This window comes from Pseudomonas sp. G166 (genome assembly GCF_037027455.2).
Lineage (GTDB): Bacteria > Pseudomonadota > Gammaproteobacteria > Pseudomonadales > Pseudomonadaceae > Aquipseudomonas.
On record NZ_CP146985.1, the window covers coordinates 3,178,313 to 3,202,743 of the forward strand.

The window sequence follows — 24,431 nt, forward strand, 5'->3', positions numbered from 1 at the left end:
GGATTCAGTCCCTTAACCGCGTGGGGTGGCAGCGGCCAGCTTGCCTGCCGATCCGGACGCGGCCTTGGACGGCGCGACTTGGGACAGGTTGCTGGCTTCGAGCGCTTTTCGTTGTTGTGCCAGGGCGGCGATGGTTTCTTCGCTGGCCATCGGCACGGTTTCAGGTGTGACTGGCGAACCGGGGCGAGCCCGTTGCAGCCCCTTGACGATGATGGTGTCGTCCTTGCTCAGGCCGCTGCGCACGATGCGCAGGCCTTCGATCTTCGGCCCCAGCTCGACGGCGCGGTAGGCCGGCTTGTTGTCAGCGTCCATCACCAGCACGAATTTCTTGCCCAGGTCGGTGCCCACGGCTTCGTCGTTGATCAGCACGGCGGAATAGGTGCCGCTGCCCACCAACTTCAGTCGGGCATACAGGCCTGGGGTGTAGGCGCCGTCTTTGTTATCGAATACAGCGCGACCACGGATGGTGCCGGTCTGCGGGTTGACCTGGTTGTCGACGAAGTTCATCTGGCCCTGGTGCGGGTTGCCGTCTTCGTTGGACAGGCCCATGTACACCGGCGTGGCCTGGCCGCGTTGGCCCTGGCGGGCGAGTTGGGTGTACTTGAGGAAGACGCGTTCGTCGGCGTCGAAGTAGGCGTAGACCTTGTCGGTGGAGACTACGCTGGTCAGCGGCGTGACATCGGCGGTCACCAGGTTACCAGCGGTGATGTCCGCCCGGCTGACGCGACCACTGATGGGCGAGGTGACGCGGGTGAAGCTCAGGTTCAGCTTGGCCAGGTCCAGTTGCGCCTGGATGGCCGCCGCGGCGGCTCGGGCTTCCTGGGCTGCACTGGTGCGCGAGTCGGCCAGCTCGGCGGAGATGGCATTGCTCAAGCGCAGGCGTTCGCCACGCTGGGCTTCATTCTCGCTACGGGTAGCCGTAGCGCGGGCCTGGGCCAGCTGGGCTTCGAGGCGACGGACCTCAGCCTGGAACGGGCGTGGGTCGATCTGGAACAGCAGGTCGCCTTTTTTGACCAGCGCGCCTTCGGTGAAGGCTACTTCGTCGATCTGTCCGGAAACGCGCGGGCGAATCTCGACCGTTTCCGGAGCTTCGAGGCGTCCGGTGAATTCATCCCATTCGTTGACCGGTTGTTCCAACACCTTGGCCACACTGACTTTGGCCGGCGGCATCGAGGCTGCCGTGTCGGGAGTCTTGCCGCAGGCGCTCATCACCAGCACCGCCAGCAGTGCGAGGGGAAAACGCAGTTTTGAAAGTGAATGTTCCATGGATAGCATCCGCCAATGTATTGAGAATGGGCGGATGATGCGTGGGCGCGGGCAGAGGAACGAATCGAATGAAACAAAGGTAACTATCATTCGGAATGATATAAGCCATCGACAAGCCCTCTAGTACGGGGCTTTTGTTAGGGTGCTATCAATATAGTTGATGGTCAGTGGGCATCCCAGGAAAAGCTATTCCGGCAAGTAGACATCATGGATGCGCTTGATTGAACCATCTTTGCGAAGCGCGTCAACGGCATCGCGCAAGTCCTCCACCATTTTGGGCGAGCATTGCTTGGAGCAGGCCAGGTAGAGATCGGCATGGCTACCGACCTGGCTCATGAGCAGCTTGCGCTTGGACACCTTCGGCCAGATGTACCGACTCTCTGGGACGCCGTTGAACCAAGCGTCGATGCGTCCCATCAATAACATTTGCGCGGGGTTGTCGCCAATGGCCAGCGGATAGATCTGCTCATCGCTGAACCCTTCGCTGCGCAGAATCTGTTCCTGCGCACTGCCCAGGCCGACGCCAATCTTGCGGTAGGTTTCTTTTGCTTGCGCGAAACTGTTCACTTTGCGCTCGAGGCTGAAAAAGGCTCGCTCCATGGGCATGATTGAGGCGATCCAGGTGAAGCGGTCTTCACGTTCCGGTATGCGTGAAAGGGGCGTGATCAAGTGGTCATGCTCCTCGCTCACGTGTTTCTGCGACCTGGCCCAAGGCAGCACATGGATTTTCATGGCATATCCGGCTTTGGTCATGGCCGCCACGGCGACATCGCCCACGACTCCGTAGCCTCGGGGGTCGTTGACAAAGGTCAGCGGGGGAGCATCCAGGATGTGCAGTTCAATCGTCAGGGGTTCGCCGCACGCGTTATGGACAACCAGCAGCGGTAACAACAGACAAAGCCCGCGGAGCGCCTTGGTGGGTACATGCAAAACGCGTGTGATCGGGCTCATGATCGATACTTCAGGCATTTAAAAGGGGGCGCCATTCTACGTGTGCTCGGCGCCGGGAAACATCCGTCCTACAGGCCAATGTGTTCGAACCACCAACAGGCTCGCCACAGTACTTTTATCGAAACACGTCAATGTTGTTGCCTCGGCCTTTATTGCGTGTTTCTGAAGGTATAGATCATCCCATCGACAAAAACCTTGAGCCTTGAAATTTGATGTCGTTTGGAAAGAAGTACGGCTCATGTGTTGATGGATTCAAGGCTAATGGTCGGTGCGTTCCAAGCGCCTCGATTTGACCGAGGGCACCCTCAATTGACTGGTTAATAGTTGTGCGCTACAACTAAAAAACGTTTCATTTGAGGTGTCTCTCATGGCTCATCCCCAGCAAGACCTGATTGAAAAAATCCGTTCTGCTTCGCGACTCATGGTCCGAGAGTTGGGGTTCATGCACGCCACGCTGGCTGCGACGGGGTATCCGCCGTCATCTGTGCATACGATCGTTGAGCTCGGGAATCGTCAGGCATTGACGGCGGTTGAGCTGGTTGAACTGCTTGGCCTGGAAAAATCCAGCGTAAGCCGGATGGTTCGCAAGCTGGTCGAGGCCGGTGAAATTGAAGAAGTTACCCATGAGGAGGATGCGCGCTTCAAGAAGCTGCGGCTCTCGGCACAGGGCAAGAAGACCCTGCGAGCCATTGATTCGTTTGCCACGAAACAGGTAGGCGAGGCCCTGGGCCACTTAACCCCTGAACAATGGCAAGTAGTGAGTGAAGGCATTGGCAACTATGGCGCCGCCCTACAGGCTCAGCGGCTCGGGACACAACCAGCGCCTGTGACCCAATTGGATATTGCCCGCGGTTACCGTCCTGGCATCATCGGCCGCATCGTGCAAATGCATGCACACTACTATGCAAGATACTTCAGCTTCGGCCAGCCATTCGAGAGCCTGGTTGCTGCGGATATGTCTGACCTGATGGGGCGTTTGCATAACCCCCGCAATGAAGTCTGGGTCGCGTTGGATGACCAGCGAATAGTCGGATCGATTGCTATCGATGGCGAAGCCCAGGGCGGCGAAGCGGTGCTGCGCTTCTTCATTCTGGATGACTCGGCAAGAGGCAAGGGCGCAGGTAAACGCTTGCTGGCTGAAGCCGTGAAGTTCTGTGACGAATGGGGCTTTTGTGCCACGCGGCTCTGGACGTTTCAGGGGCTTGATGCGGCCCGTAACTTGTATGAAGACTTTGGTTTCAAGTTGGAACAGGAGCAAGAGGGGCAACAATGGGGCGCACGGGTTATGGAGCAGTGTTTTGTCCGCTCCGGACTGACCAGCACGAAAACGTGAGCCGACATCCGGCGCATCCAGGGAAGCCTGTAGAAAGTTCGGTTCTTTCATCCCTCGTTGTCCCCCGAAACATTCCTTTCTACGGTCGATTTGTGACGCTATTCCAACAAGGTCACAAGTTGTCAACCGTGTCCAGGGTGCGTAAGCTGCTCCCATGAACCAACCATCGATACATACGCCCAGCACCCGTGGCCCAGCCGACCACGACATCCGAGACCAGATTGTCGCGGCGGCCAACGAGCATTTCAGTCAATACGGCTACGGCAAGACCACGGTATCCGACCTGGCCAAGGCCATCGGGTTTTCCAAGGCGTACATCTATAAGTTCTTCGACTCCAAGCAAGCGATCGGCGAGGCTATTTGTAGCCGCTGCCTGGCGGAGATCGTTGCGGCTGTGGAGCTGGCCATCAGCGAAGAAGGCCTCTCGCCGACGGAGCGTTTCCGACGCCTGGTCAAAACCTTGGTGACTACCGGTGTGAACCTGTTCTTCAATGATCGCAAGCTCTATGACATTGCCGCGTTCTCTGCGTCGGAGCGCTGGCCCAGCTCGCAAGCCTATAACGCACGAATCAAGAGCTTCGTGTTGCAAATCGTGCGAGAAGGACGGGAACTCGGTGAGTTCGAACGCAAGACGCCATTGGACGAGACAGTAGACGCGATCCACCTGGCGCTACGGCCTTTCGTCAATCCTTTGCTGTTGCAGTACAGCCTCGACGTCATCGAAGAGGCCCCCACGCTCACTTCCAATCTCATTTTGCGTAGCCTCATGCCGTGATCATCGGCTGACAGTTTGCAAGCGATACATTCCTCATGGTTTCAACGCTCGGCCATGGTGGGCTGATATAGGGTATTCATTTATCTTGTTCGTGACCATTGACACAAATGGTCACATGAATAAGTATGGCGCATCTGCCCTTGGCCCAAGGAGCGCTGACATGACGAGCTTCGCCCAGTTGCTACAGCAATTCGATCCGGATGCGCCGTTTGTGTCGCCGCCCAACTGGCAGCAGGGCCGTACGATCTTTGGCGGGCTGTCCGCAGCGTTATCGCTGCAAGCGGTTTTGCTTGAGCGTCCGACGGGCTTTCCACCGTTCAAGTCCGCTCAGGTGTCGTTCATCGGTCCGGTCACGCAGGCCCAGACATTTGACGTCAGCGTCTTGCGCCAAGGCCGATCAGTCACCTCGGTATCGGTCGATTGCCTGTCGGGTGATGACCTGGCGTTGCGCACGACTCTGCTGTTCGCTCAGCCGCGAGCGAGCTGTATTACCCATGATGCTTGGGGGCGTCCGTTGGTAGAAGGACCCTCCCGGTACGCTAAGTTGGAGCTGGACAGCCAGATCGCACCGGCCTGTGCCTACAACTTCGAGATGCGTCCCGCGGGCGGTTCGCTCCCGGTATCCGGCGCTGATAATCCGGAATTACTGATGTGGGTACGCCATCTGGATGCGCGGGGTGTAGACCCGGCAGTCGCCCTGATTGCCCTGGCTGACAGTTTGCCGCCAGCTGCCATGGCTTGCTTCACCGAGCCCGCTGCCATCAGTTCCGCGTCCTGGACGATTGACCTGCCGCAGCCCGCTGCCGGTGGGGAGTGGTTCTTGATCAACTCCTTTAGCCAGCAGGCCTTGGAAGGTTACTCGCTGCAGGATATGGAGATCTGGGATGAAAGCGGTCGGCGAGTGCTTTGGGCTCGTCAGACCGTGGCGATTTTTACGTAACACAACCAACCGCTCCATTACTTCAGCTACTGCTTCTTAGAGTTCTAATAATGAAAAAAATATTGCTCAAGACCCCGCTGGGTCTCTCCGTTGTGCTCGCCACTTCTCATGTGTTTGCCAGCGGCTTCGCGCTCAATGAACAAAGCGTCAGTGGGATGGGTTCAGGCTTTGCCGGGCGCTCTTCCTCTGCTGAAGATGCGAGCACGGTCTTTGGTAATCCGGCGGGGATGTCTCGCTTGAAGAAAGAACAGGTCAGCCTGGGGGCGGCGACGCTGTTCACGAAGTCCGAAATAAGCCAGACCCGCAGTACCTTCGGCGGTCAGGATGGCGATGACATGGTGCCAACGACCACAGTGCCGATGGGTTACTACGTCAAACCCGTTGATGAGCACTGGGCGTTCGGCGTTGGTTTTTATGTGCCGTTCGGCTTGATTACCGATTACGGCAGTGATTTCGCCGGGCGTTATTACGCCAACAAAAGCGAGGTCAAGACACTCACGTTCCAGCCGACTGTCAGTTACGCCTTCAACGATACGGTGTCGATCGGGTTCGGTCCCACGATCAATCGTATCAGTGGTGAGATATCTGGGGTGGCGCTCAATCCATTCAGCCCTGGTCGCAATGATGGAAGGCTCAAGAGCACCGGCGACGACACGGCCCTGGGTTTCAACGCGGGGATTCTGGTGCAGGCGACAGACCGAACCCGCTTGGGGCTGACCTACCATTCCAAGGTCAGCTATCACCTGGATGCCAAGACCAAGGTCAGCGACGGCATTTTCAGCCTGGTAGGGGTCAGCGGGCGCAGCTATGACGCCTCGCTGGATGTGGATACTCCGGAATCGGTGGATTTTTCAATGACTCACCAGCTCAACACCGACTGGACGCTGTACTTGGGCAGCACCTGGACACGCTGGAGCCGCTTCAAGGACCTGACCATCGAAAACTCGGGGCTGCCGCCTTTGTTGAACGCCCAGTTGGGTACCATCAGCGAAGAGCAGAACTGGCATGACACCTGGGCCCACGCTATCGGTACGGCGTATCGGTTGAACAATCAATGGGTGCTTCGCTCGGGCCTGTCAGTCGATCAATCGCCTGCCAACAACACCAATCGTGGACCGCGTATCCCTACCGGCGACCGGACGGTGATCAGTTTCGGCGCGGGCTGGACACCGGTGGACAATGTCACGGTAGATGTCGCCTATTCCTATCTGTGGGAAGAGAGTGTGCGGGTCAACGATGCCTCGGCCACCCGGGGGGCCTACAGCTCCAAGTACAAGAACAGTGCGAGTGGTTTCGGGACTTCGGTCAGCTATCGCTTTTGAGTGAGTGCTGCTCTAAAGGCCGGAGCGCATGCTGCCCCGGCCTTTGGTTAGCGTGTGCAAGGCCGCTTCATTGCCTGCTCAGGCACCCATGATGCGCGCCATAAGACTCTGGTGAAACCGGCGAGGCGTGGCCCAGGTCAGGACGGTCATAGCCTTGTTGCCAAAGCCTGGTACGACACTTATGCGTCCGGCTTGCAGGGCACGGATTCCTGCCGCTACAACGGGTTGGGGCTGCATCATGACCATTTTCAAGGCTGGCGTAATCGTCTGCCTGGCGCTTTGCGCAAACCCAGTATCCGACATCCCCGGACAAAGCGCTGTCACGATGACGCCGTCGCTTTTGAGTTCACGATGCAACGCATCAGAGAAGCGCAGCACGTAAGCTTTGGCGGCAGAGTAAACGGCAAAATTCTTCACTCCTTGAAAAGACAGCAGGCTGGCGACCATCAGGATATGTCCACGCTTGCGGGCTCGCATGTCTGCCGCGAAGACGTGAGTCAGGGCCGTCAGACTGGCGATATCCAGATCAATCATGGCCAGGGAACGATCCAGGGGCTGATCCAGGAAAGGCCCCTGCAAGCCATGCCCCGCATTGTTAATGAGCACATCGATCACGACATTGCGCTCGCGCAGCCGCTGGTGCAGTTCGATGACCGCCGGGATCGAAGAAAGGTCTACTTGCTCGACTATGACTTCAACGCCGAAACGTTCGCGCAATTGCGCCGATAGCGTTTCGAGTTTATCCAGCCTGCGTGCTACCAGAACGAGAGATTTCCCTTGTGCTGCGTATTGCCGGGCAAACTCCTCGCCAAATCCGCTTGAAGCGCCTGTGATGAGCACCCAGGAGTTATCGTTCGGTTTCATGTCGTTGATCTCGGGTTGTTGCATTGAAAGAAAGGGTATCAGTCATCTAGCTGCCACTGGCTGGGCGTCAGGCGGTTGCCAGCCACCTCCGAGCGACCGAAATGCCGCAACCGCCGCGCGGGCCGACTCCGTTCGTGCTTGGGCCCGGGCATCGGATACCTGCAGCAGCGTCTGGTCGGCATTCAGGACATCGATCAGGCTGGCCGCGCCTTTCTGATAGGCAATGAACGACGATTGCCGAGCCTGGGTCAGCGACGTTTCGCCCTGGGTGAGGGTGGTCGCCTGGGTCTCTCGATTCACCAGCGCGGAGAATGCGTTCTCGACGTCTTCGGTGGCGCGCAGCACGGACTGGCGGTAAGCGGCGAGGGCTTCGGCTTCCTGCCCCTTGGCTTGATCGATCTGGGCGTTGATGCGGCCAAAGTCGAAGAGTCTCCAGCGCAGGCCCAGTGCCCCCGATGCCTGGCTGGCGTCGCCAGTGAACAGGTTGCCAGCGGATATGGCCGTGGCACTGCCGAGCAATGCGCTGAGGGAGAATTTTGGGTAGTACTCGGCGATCGCTTCGCCGATGCGGGCGTTGGAGGCCGCGAGGCGGCGCTCAGCGACGATGAGATCCGGCCTGCGACGCAGCAGATCGGCCGGTGTGCCCATGGCAGTTATCTGTGGTGCCGCAGGGATGCTTCCCATCGTTGCCAGTTGCTGGCGATGGGTGCCCGGCGGCGTGCCGAGCATGACATCCAGTGCGTTCATGGCGGCATCCAGACCAGTTTGCAGCACCGGTACTGTCGCTTGGACTTGAGACAGAGCCCCCTGGGTCTGGTGGACCTGATAGTTGGCGGCGAGGCCCTTGCTATAGAGCAGTTGGACTTTCTCCAGCAGGTCTTGCTGGGTTTTGACTTGTCGGTTGGTAATGTCCAGTCGAGCCTGCAGCCCGCGCAAGGTGATGTAGATATCGGCGGTCTGCGCGGCGACGGCCAGGCGTGTGGCGGCGGCGCCCGCTTCAGAGGCTTGGTATTCGGCCAGTGCTGCCTCGCGTCCGCGTCGCAGGCCGCCAAAAACGTCTATCTCCCAGCCGGCGTTGAGGTCGAGTTCATAGGCGCTTCCATACCGATCATAGCCCGGCGTCGAGTTCAGCACTTGGCCGAGTGGCGTTTCCACAGACTGTTGGGCGCGCGCGGCTTGACCGGTGATGTTTCCCGAAGGCAGCAACGCGGCATTGGCCGCCCCCAGGCCTGCCCGTGCTTGCGCGACGCGCGCTGCCGCCTGAGCCAGGTCCAGGTTCTGTTCAAGTGCCTTGGCGACGAACTCGGTCAACACCGGATCACCAAAACCCTCCCACCAAGCGACAAGGCTGGCACGCGTAGCGCCGGACCTCTGTTCGACAGAAGGCTGCCCCAGGAAACGCGGCGAAAGCGCAGCGTCCGGACGCTGGTAGTCCGGACCGACCGCGCAGCCTGCCATCAAGCTGACACTTACCAAAAGAGCAAGGGGGCGGAGATGCATTGGGATTCCTGGGAGGGTGAATGATTTGTGACCATATTATATTATGGTCACAATCTGTCAATTGATGCTCCTGCCGGCTGATCTAGAGTCAGTCTTGAATACTGGAGAGGTTGCCCAGAGGCTAGGAATCGAACGATATGTGACCATTGACAGTATTGGTCACGAGACTGAGAATGTGGCTCCTGTCCTATTTGCTCAAGTAAAGGGAACCTATGCTCCGGCTCCGACCTGTCACCTTCGCCGCTTGCTTGTTGCCTCTCGTCCTGACGGCGTGTGGTGACGCCACCACCGCTAAAGATCCGCGCACGCTCGCCCCCCTGGTGAGAGTTTCTGAAGTTCAGGGTTCGTCCGATCTATCGCGCTCTTTCACTGGCGTCGTGGCCGCTCGCGTCCAGAGTGACCTGGGTTTCCGAGTGTCGGGCAAGGTGCTTGAACGTCTGGTCGATACCGGCCAGAGCGTCAAGCGGGGGCAGCCGCTCATGCGTCTGGACCCCACCGACTTAGGGTTGCAAGCACGAGCGCAGCAAGAAACTGTCGCTGCCGCCAAAACCCGAGCCAAACAGACTGCGGATGATGAGGCTCGCTATCGCGATCTGGTTGCCGCCGGTGCCATTTCCGCCTCGGGCTACGACCAGATCAAAGCCGCAGCCGATACCGCGAAGGCGCAACTGAGCGCCGCGCAAGCCCAGGCTGACGTGGCTCGCAATGCCTCGAGCTATGCCGTACTGCTCGCGGACGCCGACGGTGTGGTGATGGAGACGCTCGCCGAGCCCGGGCAAGTCGTCAGCCCCGGTCAAACCGTGGTTCGACTGGCGCGGGCCGGGCAGCGCGAAGCCATCGTGCAGTTGCCAGAGACGCTGCGCCCAGCCGTAGGGGCCACGGCGCAAGCGACGCTTTATGGCAGCACCTCGGGTGCGGTTACCGCGAAGCTGAGGCTGCTTTCGGATTCGGCTGACCGTGTGACGCGCACCTTCGAGGCGCGATATGTGCTTGAGGGCGCGTTGGCCAATGCGCCCCTGGGCTCGACCGTCACCCTTCGGATCGCCGACGGCGCCGTGCAAGGGCCAGTCCTGCAAGTTCCGATTGCTGCCATCTTTGACCCGAGCAAGGGTGCTGGGGTGTGGGTCATCACCGGCGAGCCGGCGAAAGTCAGCTGGCGACCTGTTCAGGTCCTGGGCTTGAGCGACGACGCGGCCCGAGTCGCAGGTGCTCTCAAGGTTGGCGAGCGCATCGTCGGGCTGGGCGCGCATCTGCTGCGCGATGGCGAGGAAGTGCGGTTGATCCAACAAGGTGATGTGAAGGTTGCCGGAGGCCGTCCATGAGCCTCAATTTATCGGCGCTCGCCGTTCGCGAGCGTTCTATCACGGTGTTTCTGATCTTCCTGATCGCCGTCGCGGGCACGCTGGCGTTCTTCCAACTGGGACGCGCGGAGGACCCGCCGTTTACAGTCAAACAGTTGACCGTCATCACTGCATGGCCGGGCGCGACGGCGCAGGAGATGCAGGACCAGGTCGCCGAGCCGCTTGAAAAGCGCCTGCAAGAACTGAAATGGTACGACCGCACGGAAACCTACACCCGTCCCGGCCTGGCCTTCACCATGGTATCGCTGGTCGATCGCACGCCCCCCTCTCAAGTGCAGGAGGAGTTCTATCAGGCGCGCAAAAAGCTCCAGGACGAAGCACTCAAGTTGCCGGCGGGCGTCATTGGGCCGATGGTCAACGATGAGTTTGCCGATGTGACATTCGCGCTGTTCGCCCTGAAGGCCAAAGGCGAGCCGCAGCGCCTGCTGGTGCGCGATGCTGAGTCGTTGCGCCAGCGCCTGTTGCACGTGGCGGGGGTGAAGAAGGTCAATATTATCGGTGAGCAGGCCGAGCGCATTTTTGTATCGTTTTCCCATGATCGACTGGCCACCTTGGGCGTCTCGCCCCAGGACATCTTTACCGCGCTGAACAACCAGAACCTGCTCACGCCCGCCGGTTCGATCGAAACCAGTGGGCCGCAGGTCGTCCTGCGGGTAGACGGCGCCTTCGATAAATTGGCGAAAGTTCGCGATACACCGCTTGCGATCCAGGGGCGGACGCTGAAGCTGTCGGACGTGGCGACGGTCGAGCGAGGCTATGAAGATCCCGCTACTTTCCTGGTGCGTAATAACGGTGAAGAGGCGCTGTTGCTGGGGATTATCATGCGCGAGGGCTGGAACGGTCTGGACCTGGGTAAGGCGCTGGACGCGGAGACCACCAAGATCAATGAAGGCATGCCACTGGGCATGACGCTGACCAAGGTCACCGATCAATCGGTGAATATCGACTCGGCCGTCGGTGAGTTCATGGTCAAGTTCTTTGTCGCATTGCTGGTGGTGATGCTTGTCTGCTTCCTCAGCATGGGCTGGCGGGTCGGTGTGGTGGTCGCGGCAGCGGTGCCGTTGACCTTGGCCGTAGTGTTTGTGGTGATGGCGGCCACCGGCAAGAACTTCGACCGTATCACCCTTGGGTCGCTTATCCTGGCGCTCGGGCTGTTGGTGGACGACGCCATCATCGCCATCGAGATGATGGTGGTGAAAATGGAGGAGGGCTACGACCGGATCAAAGCCTCCGCGTATGCCTGGAGTCATACCGCCGCGCCGATGTTGTCCGGTACGTTGGTAACGGCTATCGGCTTCATGCCCAACGGTTTCGCGCAATCGACCGCCGGCGAATACACCAGCAACATGTTCTGGATCGTCGGCATCGCCCTGATCGCATCCTGGGTCGTCGCGGTGGCCTTTACTCCTTACCTGGGGGTGAAGCTGTTGCCGGACATCAAGCAGGTCGAGGGCGGTCACGCGGCCATCTACAACACCCGTCATTACAATCGCTTTCGCCAGGTTCTCACGCGAGTCATTGCCCATAAATGGTGGGTGGCCGGCACGGTGATTGCGACGTTCGTCGTGGCAATTCTTGGCATGAGTCTGGTAAAGAAGCAGTTTTTCCCCACCTCGGACCGCCCAGAGGTGCTGATCGAAGTGCAAATGCCGTATGGCACCTCAATCGAGCAAACCAGCGCCACCACCGCCAAAGTCGAGGCCTGGCTGCAAAAGCAGGATGAGGCAAAAATCGTCACCGCCTACATCGGCCAAGGCGCGCCACGTTTCTACCTGGCGATGGCGCCGGAGCTTCCTGATCCATCGTTCGCCAAGATTGTGGTGCTGACGGGCAGCCAGGAGGCCCGTGAAACGCTCAAGTTCCGCCTGCGCGAAGCGGTCGCCGAGGGGCTCGCTCCCGAGGCGCGGGTGCGGGTGACTCAGTTGGTGTTCGGTCCTTATTCGCCATTCCCGGTTGCCTATCGGGTGATGGGGCCTGATCCGTGGAAATTGCGCGAGATTGCCGATCAGGTACGAGACGTCATGCACGCGAGCCCGTTGATGCGCACCGTCAATACCGACTGGGGCCCGCTGACGCCAACGTTGCACTTCACTCTGGATCAAGACCGCTTGCAGGCGGTGGGCCTGACCTCGAATGCGGTCGCCCAGCAGCTGCAGTTCCTGCTCTCGGGGGTACCGATCACCGCGGTTCGCGAGGACATTCGCTCGGTGCAGGTAGTCGGTCGCGCGGCCGGTGATATCCGCCTCGATCCGGCCAGGATAGAAGGCTTTACGTTGGTGGGCGCAGCGGGGCAGCGTATCCCGCTGTCCCAGATCGGCGAGGTCGATGTGCGCATGGAGGATCCGATCCTGCGGCGGCGCGATCGCACGCCGACCATCACCGTGCGCGGCGACATCGCCGAAGGCTTGCAGCCACCGGATGTCTCCAGCGTGATCATCAAACAACTGCAGCCGCTGATCGACAGCCTTCCTGACGGCTACCGGATCGAGCAGGCGGGAGCCATCGAGGAATCGGGCAAGGCGGGCAGGGCGATCGTGCCGCTGGTCCCGATCATGGTTGCCCTGACGCTGCTGATCATCATTGTTCAGGTACGCTCGATCTCGGCCATGATCATGGTGTTCTTCACCGCACCGCTGGGGTTGATTGGCGTGGTACCGACCCTGTTGATCTTCCAGCAGCCATTCGGGATCAACGCCTTGGTCGGCCTGATCGCACTCTCGGGCATCCTGATGCGCAACACGCTGATCCTGATCGGGCAGATCCATCACAACGCGCAAGAAGGCCTGGACCCGTTCAATGCGGTAATCGAGGCCACCGTACAACGGGCCCGCCCAGTGTTGCTGACGGCACTGGCAGCCATCCTGGCGTTCATTCCGCTGACGCACTCGGTTTTCTGGGGAACGCTGGCCTACACACTGATCGGCGGCACGTTCGTCGGCACCATCATGACGCTGGTGTTCCTGCCGGCGATGTATTCCATCTGGTTCAAGATCCGCCCTGGCCATAGCGTCCTGACTGAAACCGTAAGACTGGCGTAACGAGCGAGCGCTGCTTGCTTGTAGTGGTCGTCGACTGAGAAACGAAGAGGTTTTTATGATTACTCCTGAAGGTCAAAAGCGAATCGTCGTCACCGGCGTCGGCATTGTCGGGCCGTTGGGCTGTGGCGTAGAAGAGGTCTGGCAGAGGTTGCTCGCCGGGCGCTCTGGCATTCGTCACCTGCCCGACGATATCACTGAGGGGACAGGGGTCGAAGTAGGCGGCCGGGTGCCGTCCCTGGACGTGGATGCCGTGGCGGGTTACGACCCGGAGCGCATTATCTCGCCCAAGGATCGCAAGAAAATGGACCGCTTCATCGAGTTCGCCTTGGTGGCCGCCGATGAAGCCTTGGCCCAGGCAGGCTGGCAGCCGACCGAAGCCTGGGACCAGGAACGCACCGCGACGATCATTTCATCGGGCGTGGGCGGCTTTGGCACGATTGCCGACGCCGTGCGCACCACCGATGCGCGCGGCCCGCGGCGCTTGTCACCGTTCACCGCGCCGGCCTTTCTCGCCAACATGGCGGCTGGACAGGTTTCCATCAAGCACGGTTTCAAGGGGCCTCTGGGTGCGCCCGTGACGGCTTGTGCTGCCGGGGTGCAGGCCATCGGCGATGCCGCCAGGCTCATCCGCAGTGGCGAGGCGGATATCGCCTTGTGCGGCGGCACCGAAGCGGCGATAGACCGGGTGACCCTGGGCTGTTTTGCGGCCGCCCGCGCACTCTCCACCGGGTTTGCCGAGCATCCGCAGCAAGCGTCGCGGCCCTTTGACCGTGATCGCGATGGTTTCGTCATGTCCGAAGGTGCCGGTCTGCTGGTGATCGAATCGCTGGAACATGCCCTGGCGCGGGGCGCCAAGCCCCTGGCAGAACTGGTCGGCTATGGCACCAGTGCCGATGCCTACCACCTGACGGCAGGCCTGGCAGATGGCAGCGGCGCACGACGGGCGATGGAGCAGGCACTGCGCCAGGCCGCCGTCAGCCCTGACGATGTGCAACATATCAACGCCCACGCCACCTCCACCCAGGTCGGCGACAGCGGGGAACTGGCCGCGATTCGCTCGGTGTTCGGAGCCGATTCCGGGGTGGCGATCACCTCCACCAAATCCGCCACTGGGCATCTGCTGGGGGCGGCGGGGGGTATCGAGGCGATCTTCACGGTGTTGGCGCTTCGTGATCAGGTGGTGCCACCAACCCTGAACCTGCTTCACCCCGACGAGGCCGCCGAGGGGCTCGATCTGGTTGCCCTCAATGCCCGGAAGATGCCGATCACCCACGCGCTTTCGAATGGATTCGGGTTTGGCGGAGTCAATGCCAGCGTACTGTTTCGGCGCTGGGAGGTTTGATTCTGAATAAATATCCGGGATGAGAGTGGAGAGTCTCCGCCCCGAGAACGCCCAGAACCCATGTGGGAGCTGTGGCGAACACTGGATCTGTGAACACTAGAAAGCCCATGTGGGAGCGAGCTTGCTCGCGATGACGGCGGCACACTCAATATCAATGCAAGCTGACATACCGCTATCGCGAGCAAGCTCGCTCCCACAAGGGAGCTGTGGCGAACACTGGATCTGTGAACACTAGAGAGCCCGTGTGGGAGCGAGCCTGCTCGCGATGACGGCAGCACATTCAATAGCGCCTTACCGGGTTTACTTCGCGAGACTGCCTCGCAGAACAAACAGGCCCCCTGCAATCAGGCAGGCCGTCGTCTGGATGCCACCCAGTGTCGTGACTGGTGCGAAAGTCAGCACCGAGGCCAGCCAGGTGGTCAGCGCAGCGGCGCCCATGGAGACAAAACCCAGCAACGCGGAGGCCATCCCGGCCTCTTTGCCGAAAGGCTGCATGGTGATGGCCGTGCCGAGCGGATTGGCGAGCCCCATGCCCCAGAGAAACGTGACCATCGACAAGGCGTACCAGCCAAGGCTCGGATCGACCGGGCCCACGAGAAGCAGGCTGCCGCCTCCCATGGCGCAGGCAATGCCCGCCAGCGTAATGATCCGGGAGCCGTGTCGGTGCGCCAGGCGCGGAGCCGCCATGCCGGCGGCGAACACGACGAACACCGTAGAGGCGAAGTACACGCCGGTCTGCAATGACGTCAGGCCAATTCCCTTCATCAGGATGGCCGGGGCTGCGGCGAACGATGCAAACAACCCACTCATCAACAGGCTTACCGAAACGGCCGGAAGGATGAAGCGCCTATCCAGTGCCAATTTCCGGTAGGCGAGTACGACGCTCTTGGCTGAATGCGCAGCCCTGCGGTCGACGGGGTGGGTTTCTCCCAGGCTCTGGGCATAGAAGAAGGCCAGTGCGGCGGCGGCCAGCCCTACCAGGACAAAGATGGCGCGCCATCCGAGCGTGGCGGACAGCAGGCTGCCAACCAGCGGCGAAAAACCTGGCGCAGCGGCGGTGGCGATCATGGTCAAGGACAAGGCGCGAGCCAGCGTCTCGCCTTCAAACAGATCCCGCGCGATGGCGCGTGACAACACCGAAGCGGCACACACCCCCAGGGCCTGGATGATGCGCCCTGCGATCAGTATCGCGAGAGTGGAGGCCAAGCCTGCGATGACGGTACCGGCGATAAAAATGCAGAGCCCACCCAGCACCAGTTTCTTGCGACCGTAGCGGTCGGCCAACGGCCCGACCACCAACTGCCCCAGTGCGAAGGTGATGAAGAAGCTGGACAGTGTCAGGCCGAGCTCCCTTGCGCTCACCCCGAGGTCTTCACCGATGGCCGGGAACGCCGGGAGGATGATATTCGTGGACAACATGCTGATGGCTGCCAGGCCTGCAAGCAGGGCCACAACCTTCCCGGTCAGCGGTTGGACGGTTTGAGTCGGGGCAGTCGCAACAGTTGTCGTCATGGATTGACACCTTTGGGTTTGTCGGCGCGGTTGGGGTAGATCGGACCGGTAGAGGCAAAGTCGGCTTGATCTTCCTTTCAGTGTTTATGATGACCGTAATATTGTAGATTCGAGCATGATGGTCATCATGCAATCCGTCAAGTTCGAGATTGGAGGTTTTTCATGAGGTATCCCCCAAACCAGACTGCAGAGCGGCGCGAGAAGATCCTGGAGGAGGCGTCCCGGCTATTTCGTGGCAGGGGTATCGCCGGGGCGAGCATTTCCGAGGTCATGAAGGCGTCAGGCCTGACCCACGGTGCGTTCTATGCGCACTTCGACTCCAAGGACGCGCTGGTCTGTGCCAGCCTCGAACGCGCAATGGACCAGTTGGCTCTCCAGCTGCGGGAAACTGTCTCCGGCAGCGATGTGCCCAAGGAGGCTTTCCTGGACAGATACCTCAGCCAGAGTCACCGCGATCACCCTGAAGCCGGGTGCGCGATGCCTGCGCTGGCCATCGATGTTTCCCGTGAACCGGGGATGCGCCGGTCCTTCACGAGCCGGGTGGTCGGGATGATCGACTTGCTCGCCTCCAGGCTTCCCTGGCGACGTGATCGCTCCAGGGAAGACCAAGCGATTGCCTTCCTGTCGGCGATTGTCGGCGCGATGGTGCTCGCCCGCGCGGTGGATGAACCGCAGTTATCGGATCGAATTTTACGCGCGACGCGTGATGAGCTACTTGGCGTCGATAAGCCGTCTGGGCGGGTGGCAGAGGCGTCGCAGGCTAGCCAGTCAAACTCGGATTTAACTAGCGTGCTAGATAATGTTGAGCTATGGAACCCCGTGCCTGCTCATAAATCCACAGCCCCTCGTGAAGTGGGAGGGCAGTTGTCCTTTGCTTTGTACGGCGCGGCCAATCGGATGATTCGCCTGCACAAACCCTTATTGGAACCACTGGGGCTGACGTACCCCCAATACCTCGTGCTGTTGGAATTGTTCGCTGATGCGCCCAGGACCGTAGGCGACCTGGGCGCCAGGCTCGCTATGGATACCGGGACGATCACGCCGTTGCTCAAGCGTCTCGAGGCATCGGGCATGGTGACTCGAACCCGAGACAAAGACGACGAGCGCCGCGTGCTGATTGCGCCGACCGACGCCGCGCTAGCGTTGAGTAAAGAACTCTGGGTTGTGACCGATAAGATCAAGGCCGCTTGCCAGCTTGATGACGATGGGCAGGAGGCACTCCGTGACACGCTTAACGCTTTCGTACGTCCCGCTGGCGGATGAACGGGGTCGTCTCTCCCCATTGACGAGGATCGAGTAGTGCGCAAAGGCTGCCCGCTCTATGTTGCGTGTCTTTTCTATCTGAGTGGGGTGCGAGCTGCAGAATATCCGGTCGCTGAACAGGCGGTGCCCCGTCTCGATTCAGCCCTGGTGCTCGACGAGGTGACGGTCACTGCGCGGCGCCGCGAGGAGTCCCAGCAGGCAGTTCCAATCAGCATGAGCGTACTCAATGGCGAGCAGTTGAACGATGCTGGCCTCTACCGAGTCGAGGATCTGCAGCAGCGCGTACCGAGCCTGCTGGTGACGGTGCCCAGCGCACGTTACGCCAGCTACGGCATTCGCGGGCTTGGCTCGAGCGCCTATAACGATGGTATCGACGGCAGCGTCGGGGTGTTTCTCGATGGGGTGTATCTGGGTCGCCAGGGCATGTCGCTGGGCGATCTGGTCGATATCGAGCGCGTCGAGGTGTTGCGCGGGCCGCAGGGCACTTTGTATGGCAAGAACACCACGGCAGGGGCGATCAACGTCAGCAGCCGCGCGCCGACCTTCGAACCGCAGGGCAGTGGCGAGGTGTCAGTCGGCGAAGAGGGTTTGCGTCAGTATCGCGGTACGGTTTCAGGTGCGCTGATCGACGGCGTATTGGCCGGGCGCCTGACCGGCTACGACGTGGAGCGCGACGGGCTCATCGATAACCGCTACGACGGCAGTCACTTCGGCGATCAGAATCGCCAAGGTTTGCGCGGCCAGTTGCTGTGGACGCCGAGCGAAGTGTTCAGCGCGCGCCTGATCGGCGAGTACGGCTGGCAAGACGAACAGGCCGGTGCTTATGCGGCCAGCAACTACAGCGAGTCGACCATCAAGCGCGCCGCTTTCGTCGGCTATCGTCTGTTACCCGTCGACCCCTATGCACGCCGCGTGCAGCAAGATGAACCGAACAGCATCAAGACATTGCAGACCGGTGCTTCACTGGAGCTGAACTGGCTGTTGGACAGCGGGGCCACGCTGACCAGCATCAGTGGCTACCGGGATTGGACCTATGACGCCGATCAGGATGGCGATGGCATGGCGCTGTCCATCGCCGAAAACGCCGCCGTGCAGCTCAATCACCATCAATTCAGCCAGGAGTTGCGGCTGGCCGACTCGCCCAACGAGCACCTTGACTATGTGGTTGGGCTCTATTATTTGCGGCAGAAGTTGAACCGTGAGGTGGATGTGCGCTTCGGCAAGGACGCTGCGGCTTACTTTCTGGGGGATCGACCGGAAATCGATGCGCTCGGTATTACCCCTGGGATGATTCCTGCCTCGTTGCTGGAGGGCGCGCAGCAGGCTTTTGATGGCGAGCAGCGCAGCGACAGTCGCGCGGTGTTCGGTCAGCTCACCTGGCATGTCACCGAGCGCCTGGCCGTTACACCGGGGCTGCGTTACACCCGCGAGAGCAAGCAGGGCTGGATTTCGCGCAGCGTCTCGGGATTGGCGCCGCTCGGACCGGACCTGGTGTCGCAGGTGGCGGGGCCCTTGCTGCGTAGCACCGCACTCGGCGGCGAGTATTACCGGCGTGATGCGATCGAAGAGGGCAACCTCTCCGGGCAGTTGACCTTCAGCTACCAGTTTCGCGATGACCTGCTCGGTTATGCCAGTTGGTCGCGTGGCTACAAGGCTGGCGGGATCAACCTTGAGGTGATCGACCCCAACGCCGAATCGACGTTTGATGCAGAGCGGGTGAGCTCGCTCGAGGTTGGGGTCAAGCAGGGTTTCTGGAACGACCGGGGGCAGCTCGATGTGGCCGTGTACCAGACGGATGTCGACGATTACCAGGCGCTGACCAACCGTGCGCCAGCCAGCCCGTTCGCCCCGCCGATCCGCGACAACCTGATCAATGTGGGCAAGGTGCGCCTGCGAGGCATCGAGCTGGATGCCCTGCTGCGGGCCAGCGAGCGGATCGACCTGCGGCTGGGCATCGCCTGGAGCGACGCACGCTACCGTGAGTTTCCCAATGCCCCCTGTTCACCGGCCAGCGCGCAGTGGTCCTGCGACTTGAAAGGCCAGCGGCTGTTCAACGCGCCAGAGTGGAATGCCAATGCCGGGGTCGACTATCGCCACCCACTGGAGCATGGCTTGGAGCTGTTCAGCGGCCTCGACTACTCATTTCGCAGCGGTTACTACGGCGCACTCGAAGGCGGCCCGGGCAGCTACCAACCGTCCTATGGGCTGACCAACCTGCGTCTTGGGTTGCGCCGCAGCAACAGACGCTGGGAAGCCGAGTTGTGGGCACGCAACCTGTTCGACGAGCACTACATCACCGCGGTGTACGCCAAGCTGGGCGCGGGTGACTACGGGGTGCTGACCGGCGATCCACGTAGCGTCGGCATGACCTTGCGTACGCGTTGGTAGTAAACCGCAGTTGCACCCCTTCAGAACCGCCCAACGATGCCGATACAACGCGCGTAGGTCCTATTACGCAGGGCGCCAGAGGTGTCCCGCTGAAAACTCCCAGGGCGTTCGTTCGCCTTTATCCACTACGTTTTTTGCAGGTTTGTACATAAGCGGACCTCAGGTAATAAACCATGTCAGCCCACCCCAGGACCGAGCTGGAAAGTGCCCTTGCCGCCTGCAAAGGCAGTTTTCTTTCCGTTGGTTTTTTCAGTTTCTTCGTCAACTTGCTGATGCTGGTGCCATCGTTCTACATGCTGCAGGTGTATGACCGCGCCGTAGGTAGTGCGAGCCTGTCGACGCTGTTGATGCTGACGCTGATCATGTTGCTATTGATGGTGACGATGGGAGGGCTGGAATGGGTTCGCTCGCGGATCATGGTGCGAATCAGCACTCGCCTGGACACGCTACTCGGCCAGCGTCTGTTCGATGCCAGTTTCAGGCAGGCCCTCAATACCTGCGGCATGAGCGCCACGGCCCAGCCATTGAGCGATTTGAATGCATTGCGCCAGTTCCTGACGGGTAACGGCCTGTTTGCGTTTTTCGACACGCCCTGGATTCCGATCTACCTGGCCGTCATGTTCATTTTTCATCCTTGGTACGGCTGGATGGGGGTATTGAGCGCGGTGCTGTTGGCGGTGTTGGCCTTCGTCAACGAAAAGCTCACCCGTGGCCCGCTGCAAGCGGCCAACCTTGGGCAGATGGCGGCCACTGCTTTCACCAATAAAAGCTTGCGCAATGCCGAAGTGGTCGAGTCCATGGGCATGCTTGCAAGTCTGCGTCAGCGCTGGAGCGGGCAAACCCATAAGGTCCTGACCCTGCAAAGCCTGGCCAGCGACCGCGCCACGACCATTTCTGCGGTGTCCAGGACGTTCCGTCAGATCGTTCAGTCGCTGGTGCTGGGCCTGGGCGCTTACTTGACGATCAATCATGAGATTTCCTCGGGGATGATGATTGCCGGCTCCATTTTGTTGGGCCGCGCGCTGGCGCCTATCGATCAGTTGATCGGCGTGTGGAAAGGCTTTCTTGGCGCACGCTCGCAATATGCCCGGCTGCACGAACTGTTAGTCAAGATTGCCGCCGAGCCTGAGCGCATGTCGTTGCCGGCGCCGAAAGGGGCGATCCGGGTCGAGGGGCTTACGGTGGCATCCCCGCACGGCGGCAAACCGATTATTCGCGGCGTGGAGTTTCAGGTACCCGCCGGGGAGGTGGTAGGCATCATTGGGCCCAGCGGTGCAGGAAAGTCGACCCTGGCCAGGGCATTGCTGGGGATCTGGCCGAGCCAGGCCGGCACCGTACGCCTGGACGGCGCGAACATCAGCCAATGGCGGCGGGACGAACTGGGCCCGTACCTCGGTTATCTGCCGCAGGACATTGAGCTGTTCGAGGGCACCATCGGCCAGAACATCTCGCGCTTCGGTCCGGCGGATGCGCCAGCGGTGGTCGCCGCCGCACGCATGGCCGGCGTCCATGAGCTGGTACTGCAACTGCCCGAGGGCTATGACACCGTGATCGGAGCCAATGGCGGTGGGTTGTCCGGCGGCCAGCGTCAACGCATCGCACTGGCTCGCGCCTTGTACGGTGAGCCGCGCCTGGTGGTGCTCGATGAGCCGAACTCCAACCTGGATGAGGCTGGAGAAAAAATGCTGGCAGAGGCCCTGCAAAAGCTCAGGCAAAGCGGTGCCACGGTATTTGTCATTACGCACCGGTCCGGGGTGTTGGCACAGGTGGATAAATTGCTGGTGCTCAATCATGGCGAGCTCAGCCTGTTCGGCCCGCGCGACAAGGTCCTGGCGCGACTGCAGGGCGCCGGGCCTGCGGTCCATGTCGCTAGCGCGATTCAATCGTAAGAGGCCGATGAGCAATTTTATGCAAAACAGTCAGTACTCATCCGCCGCGCCAACCGGGCTGCCCATCGATGACGTGCCGGTACGGCGTATCGGTTACCTCATGCTGCTGGTGACCTTTGGCCTGTTCGGCGGCTGGGCTACCCTGGCGCCGCTCGACAGCGCCGCACTCGCGCCGGGCGTGGTCACGGTCAAAAGCTACCGCAAGACCGTGCAGCATCTTGAAGGCGGCATCGTGCGCGAACTGCGTGTACATGATGGCGACCGGGTGAAAGCCGGCGATGTGTTGCTGGTGCTCGACAACACCCAGGCACGTTCGGAAATGGAAGCCATGCGTAGCCAGTTGATCGCCGCGCTCGAACTGCAGGCCCGGTTGGTTGCTGAACGTGACTCGTTGGCCGAGCCACCGCCCGAGCCAACACTGGACCCCACCGACCCGCGCGTGCGCGAGGCCCGCGACAGTGAAGCGCGGATTTTCCAGACCCGGCGGACCTCGTTGCTGGGCGAAATCGGCTTGCAGGAGAAGTCCATCGGGCAGATCGAGGAACAGATTCGTGGCCTCAAGGCCATCATCGCCAGCAAACAGACATTGGCGGCGTCCTATCAAGAAGAAATTGTCGACTTGCGTGCATTGTTGGCCGAGGGCTATGTGGACAAGCAGCGCCTGCGCGAGCAGGAGCGCAGTCTCTCGCGTCTGCAGGCCGAAATAGCCGAGAGCCAGTCCGAGATTGCGCGAGCTCGGGTCCATATCGACGAAGCGCAGTTGAAAATACTGCAACTGAAAAAGACCTTTGCCACCGAGGTTGCTGGCCTGCTGGGGGATGCGCGGAGCAAGGTTTATGAATTGCGCGAGCGCCTGGCCAGCTTGCAGGACCGCGACCAACGCACCGATATCCTGGCGCCCGAGTCAGGGATGGTCATGGGCATGACCCAGCACACCCCCGGCGGCGTGGTCAGTCCAGGCACTGCGCTGTTGGACATCGTCCCGGCCAACGAAGAGTTGATCGTCGAAGCACAGGTTTCGCCGATGGACATCGACCGCATCGCGCTGGGCAAGCTGGCACACATTCGCTTCAGTGCGTTCAAGAACAGCACCACGCCGGTCATCGAGGGAAAACTGGTGCAAATCTCGGCTGATCGCCTGATCAACAAGGACACCGGTGCAGCCTATTACCTGGCCCGGGTGGCCCTGACGGAAAACGGACGACAAGCCCTGGGCGATCTCACGCTGGTGCCGGGAATGCCGGTCGAAGTACTGATCAACACCGGCGCGCGGACGTTGTTGCAGTACTTGATGCAACCTGCCAGCAATGCATTCGCCCGTTCGCTGATCGAGGACTGACATGAAGTCCTTGATCGCGCTGTTCCTGGCCGTCATGCCGCTTGGCGCCCTGGCTGACAACACTTATATCGACCTGTGGCAACTGCATCAGGAAGCGCAGGGCGCTGATCCGCGTATCCTGCGGGCGCAGGCGCTGATCCGTAGTGGCGAGGGCAACGAACGGGCGGCCTTTGGGCAATTGCTGCCGCAGCTCAACGCCAGCGGCAGCGTCAATCGCAGCCGGCGTGACGACAACCTGGAGCGTATCCAGTACAACGGCAAACGCATGGCGCTGATGCTCAATCAGGTGATCTACGACCCGCAGGTCTGGCGCAGCTACCAGAAATACGTAGAGCTGGCCCGCCAGGGCGAATACGAGTCCGATGATACCCGGGTACAGGCCAGCATTGACCTGTCCGAGCGCTACTTTGCCGTTCTCGCGGCGGAGGATGAATTGTCTCTGGTGCGCAGCGAGCTGGATGCGACCGAACGTAACCTCAAGCGAGTCAATGCCCTGTATGCGCGCCAGATGGCGATGGTGACCGACACGCTTGACCTTGAGGCGCGAGTGGACGCGCTCAAGGCTGACGAGATCGAAGCCAGTAACAAGGTCCTGGTCAGCCGTGAAGCGATTTCCGAACTGGTGGGGCGCGATGTCCGGGAACCGCTCAAGCGCATCGGTGACAATCCGGCCTTCAGCCTGCCCGCGCAGGCGCAGGATTACTGGGTGCAGACGGCACTGGACAGCAACCCGGCACTGCACGCCCGCGAGCACAGTATCCGCGCCGCCGATGCAGCGATTGGCGAAGCCAAGGCCGGCCATCTGCCCCGGGTCGGTCTGAACTTGATGGCGCAGCGTAGCGATATCGGCTATGAGGGGGCGTTGACGCCTCGCTCGGACAACCTCGTCGCGTCCCTTGATTTGCAGGTGCCGCTCTACAGTGGTGGCTCAACCCGCGCCCGAGTGTCGACGTCGGAAAGCGACAAGGAAATCGCCGAGCAAGAGTTGGAAGCCTTGCGGCGTCAGGTCATCAAGGAAACCCGCACGGCTTACCTCGGCATGACGGCCGAACTCAGCCGAATCAAGGCGACGCGTCGCGCGTTGGAATCGGCTGAAAAGTCACGGACCGCCACGGAGAAAGCCTTTACCTACGGCGTCAAGAACGCCGTCGATGTCTTGGATAGCATCAAGGAAGAGTTTCGCGCACGGCGTGATTTCTATCAGTCCCAATACAGGTTCGTGACCAGCTTGCTTGTGCTGCAACGCTGGAGTGGGAGATTGGGCGATGGGGAAATTCGCCAGGCCAACGAATGGTTGGTTGCGCCATTGTCATCGGATTAGCGGTTAAAAAAGCAGTGGCCAAGTGAT

Annotated in this window: 17 protein-coding genes; 12 read left to right on the forward strand and 5 right to left on the reverse strand. The window is 60.6% G+C overall.

Annotation, left to right across the window (positions count from 1 at the left end; all coding sequences use genetic code 11):
- Positions 1–12: 12 nt before the first annotated feature.
- Together SGN16_RS13835 and SGN16_RS13840 are read right to left on the reverse strand one after the other, a co-directional pair.
- A complete protein-coding gene (locus SGN16_RS13835; protein WP_210644883.1) occupies positions 13–1,266 on the reverse strand; it encodes an efflux RND transporter periplasmic adaptor subunit in 1,254 nt (417 codons plus the stop codon).
- 186 nt (positions 1,267–1,452) lie between these two features.
- Complete coding sequence (locus SGN16_RS13840) at positions 1,453–2,217, reverse strand: ABC transporter substrate-binding protein (RefSeq protein WP_335944839.1); 765 nt, start codon at positions 2,215–2,217, stop codon at positions 1,453–1,455.
- Positions 2,218–2,584: 367 nt separating this feature from the next.
- Here SGN16_RS13840 and SGN16_RS13845 point away from each other — a divergent pair, with 367 nt between their 5' ends.
- The 4 genes from SGN16_RS13845 to SGN16_RS13860 all read left to right on the forward strand — a co-directional run bounded on the left by SGN16_RS13845 (position 2,585) and on the right by SGN16_RS13860 (position 6,587).
- Positions 2,585–3,550 (forward strand): helix-turn-helix domain-containing GNAT family N-acetyltransferase, encoded by a 966-nt coding sequence (locus SGN16_RS13845; RefSeq protein ID WP_335944720.1) that lies wholly within the window; start codon positions 2,585–2,587, stop codon positions 3,548–3,550.
- Between the two features lie 154 nt (positions 3,551–3,704).
- Positions 3,705–4,325, forward strand: coding sequence for a TetR/AcrR family transcriptional regulator (locus SGN16_RS13850; protein WP_210644887.1), 621 nt, complete (start codon positions 3,705–3,707; stop codon positions 4,323–4,325).
- A gap of 160 nt (positions 4,326–4,485) precedes the next feature.
- The gene (locus SGN16_RS13855) at positions 4,486–5,265 is read left to right on the forward strand and encodes a thioesterase family protein (RefSeq protein WP_210644888.1); all 780 of its coding nucleotides are present in this window, start codon (positions 4,486–4,488) and stop codon (positions 5,263–5,265) included.
- 50 nt (positions 5,266–5,315) lie between these two features.
- A complete protein-coding gene (locus SGN16_RS13860) occupies positions 5,316–6,587 on the forward strand; it encodes an outer membrane protein transport protein (protein ID WP_335944721.1) in 1,272 nt (423 codons plus the stop codon).
- A gap of 78 nt (positions 6,588–6,665) precedes the next feature.
- Here SGN16_RS13860 and SGN16_RS13865 read toward each other — a convergent pair whose 3' ends face one another.
- Together SGN16_RS13865 and SGN16_RS13870 are read right to left on the reverse strand one after the other, a co-directional pair.
- Complete coding sequence (locus SGN16_RS13865; RefSeq protein WP_335944722.1) at positions 6,666–7,451, reverse strand: SDR family oxidoreductase; 786 nt, start codon at positions 7,449–7,451, stop codon at positions 6,666–6,668.
- Positions 7,452–7,493: 42 nt separating this feature from the next.
- The gene (locus tag SGN16_RS13870; protein WP_335944840.1) at positions 7,494–8,957 is read right to left on the reverse strand and encodes a TolC family protein; all 1,464 of its coding nucleotides are present in this window, start codon (positions 8,955–8,957) and stop codon (positions 7,494–7,496) included.
- A gap of 206 nt (positions 8,958–9,163) precedes the next feature.
- Between SGN16_RS13870 and SGN16_RS13875 the strand changes: the two genes are divergently transcribed.
- The 3 genes from SGN16_RS13875 to fabF are packed head-to-tail and all read left to right on the forward strand — an operon-like array spanning position 9,164 to position 14,692.
- Entirely contained in the window at positions 9,164–10,273 is a 1,110-nt protein-coding gene (locus tag SGN16_RS13875; RefSeq protein ID WP_335944723.1) for an efflux RND transporter periplasmic adaptor subunit, read from the forward strand.
- The gene (locus SGN16_RS13880; protein WP_335944724.1) at positions 10,270–13,350 is read left to right on the forward strand and encodes an efflux RND transporter permease subunit; all 3,081 of its coding nucleotides are present in this window, start codon (positions 10,270–10,272) and stop codon (positions 13,348–13,350) included. Before SGN16_RS13875 ends, SGN16_RS13880 begins: the two co-directional genes overlap by 4 nt.
- Before the next feature lie 55 nt (positions 13,351–13,405).
- A complete protein-coding gene (gene fabF / locus SGN16_RS13885) occupies positions 13,406–14,692 on the forward strand; it encodes a beta-ketoacyl-ACP synthase II (RefSeq protein ID WP_335944725.1) in 1,287 nt (428 codons plus the stop codon).
- 300 nt (positions 14,693–14,992) lie between these two features.
- Here fabF and SGN16_RS13890 read toward each other — a convergent pair whose 3' ends face one another.
- Positions 14,993–16,204, reverse strand: coding sequence for a multidrug effflux MFS transporter (locus SGN16_RS13890; protein WP_335944726.1), 1,212 nt, complete (start codon positions 16,202–16,204; stop codon positions 14,993–14,995).
- A 162-nt stretch (positions 16,205–16,366) separates the two neighbouring features.
- Here SGN16_RS13890 and SGN16_RS13895 point away from each other — a divergent pair, with 162 nt between their 5' ends.
- The 5 genes from SGN16_RS13895 to SGN16_RS13915 all read left to right on the forward strand — a co-directional run bounded on the left by SGN16_RS13895 (position 16,367) and on the right by SGN16_RS13915 (position 24,404).
- Positions 16,367–17,467 (forward strand): MarR family transcriptional regulator, encoded by a 1,101-nt coding sequence (locus tag SGN16_RS13895; protein WP_335944727.1) that lies wholly within the window; start codon positions 16,367–16,369, stop codon positions 17,465–17,467.
- Positions 17,468–17,590: 123 nt separating this feature from the next.
- Positions 17,591–19,855, forward strand: a complete 2,265-nt coding sequence (locus SGN16_RS13900) for a TonB-dependent receptor (protein ID WP_335944728.1) — start codon at positions 17,591–17,593, stop codon at positions 19,853–19,855.
- 173 nt (positions 19,856–20,028) lie between these two features.
- Positions 20,029–21,744, forward strand: coding sequence for a type I secretion system permease/ATPase (locus SGN16_RS13905; RefSeq protein ID WP_335944729.1), 1,716 nt, complete (start codon positions 20,029–20,031; stop codon positions 21,742–21,744).
- Between the two features lie 19 nt (positions 21,745–21,763).
- Entirely contained in the window at positions 21,764–23,083 is a 1,320-nt protein-coding gene (locus tag SGN16_RS13910) for an HlyD family type I secretion periplasmic adaptor subunit (protein WP_335944730.1), read from the forward strand.
- A 1-nt stretch (position 23,084) separates the two neighbouring features.
- Positions 23,085–24,404 carry a TolC family protein gene (locus tag SGN16_RS13915; protein ID WP_335944731.1) on the forward strand — a complete coding sequence of 440 codons (1,320 nt, stop codon included), beginning with the start codon at positions 23,085–23,087 and terminating at the stop codon, positions 24,402–24,404.
- Positions 24,405–24,431 lie beyond the last annotated feature (27 nt).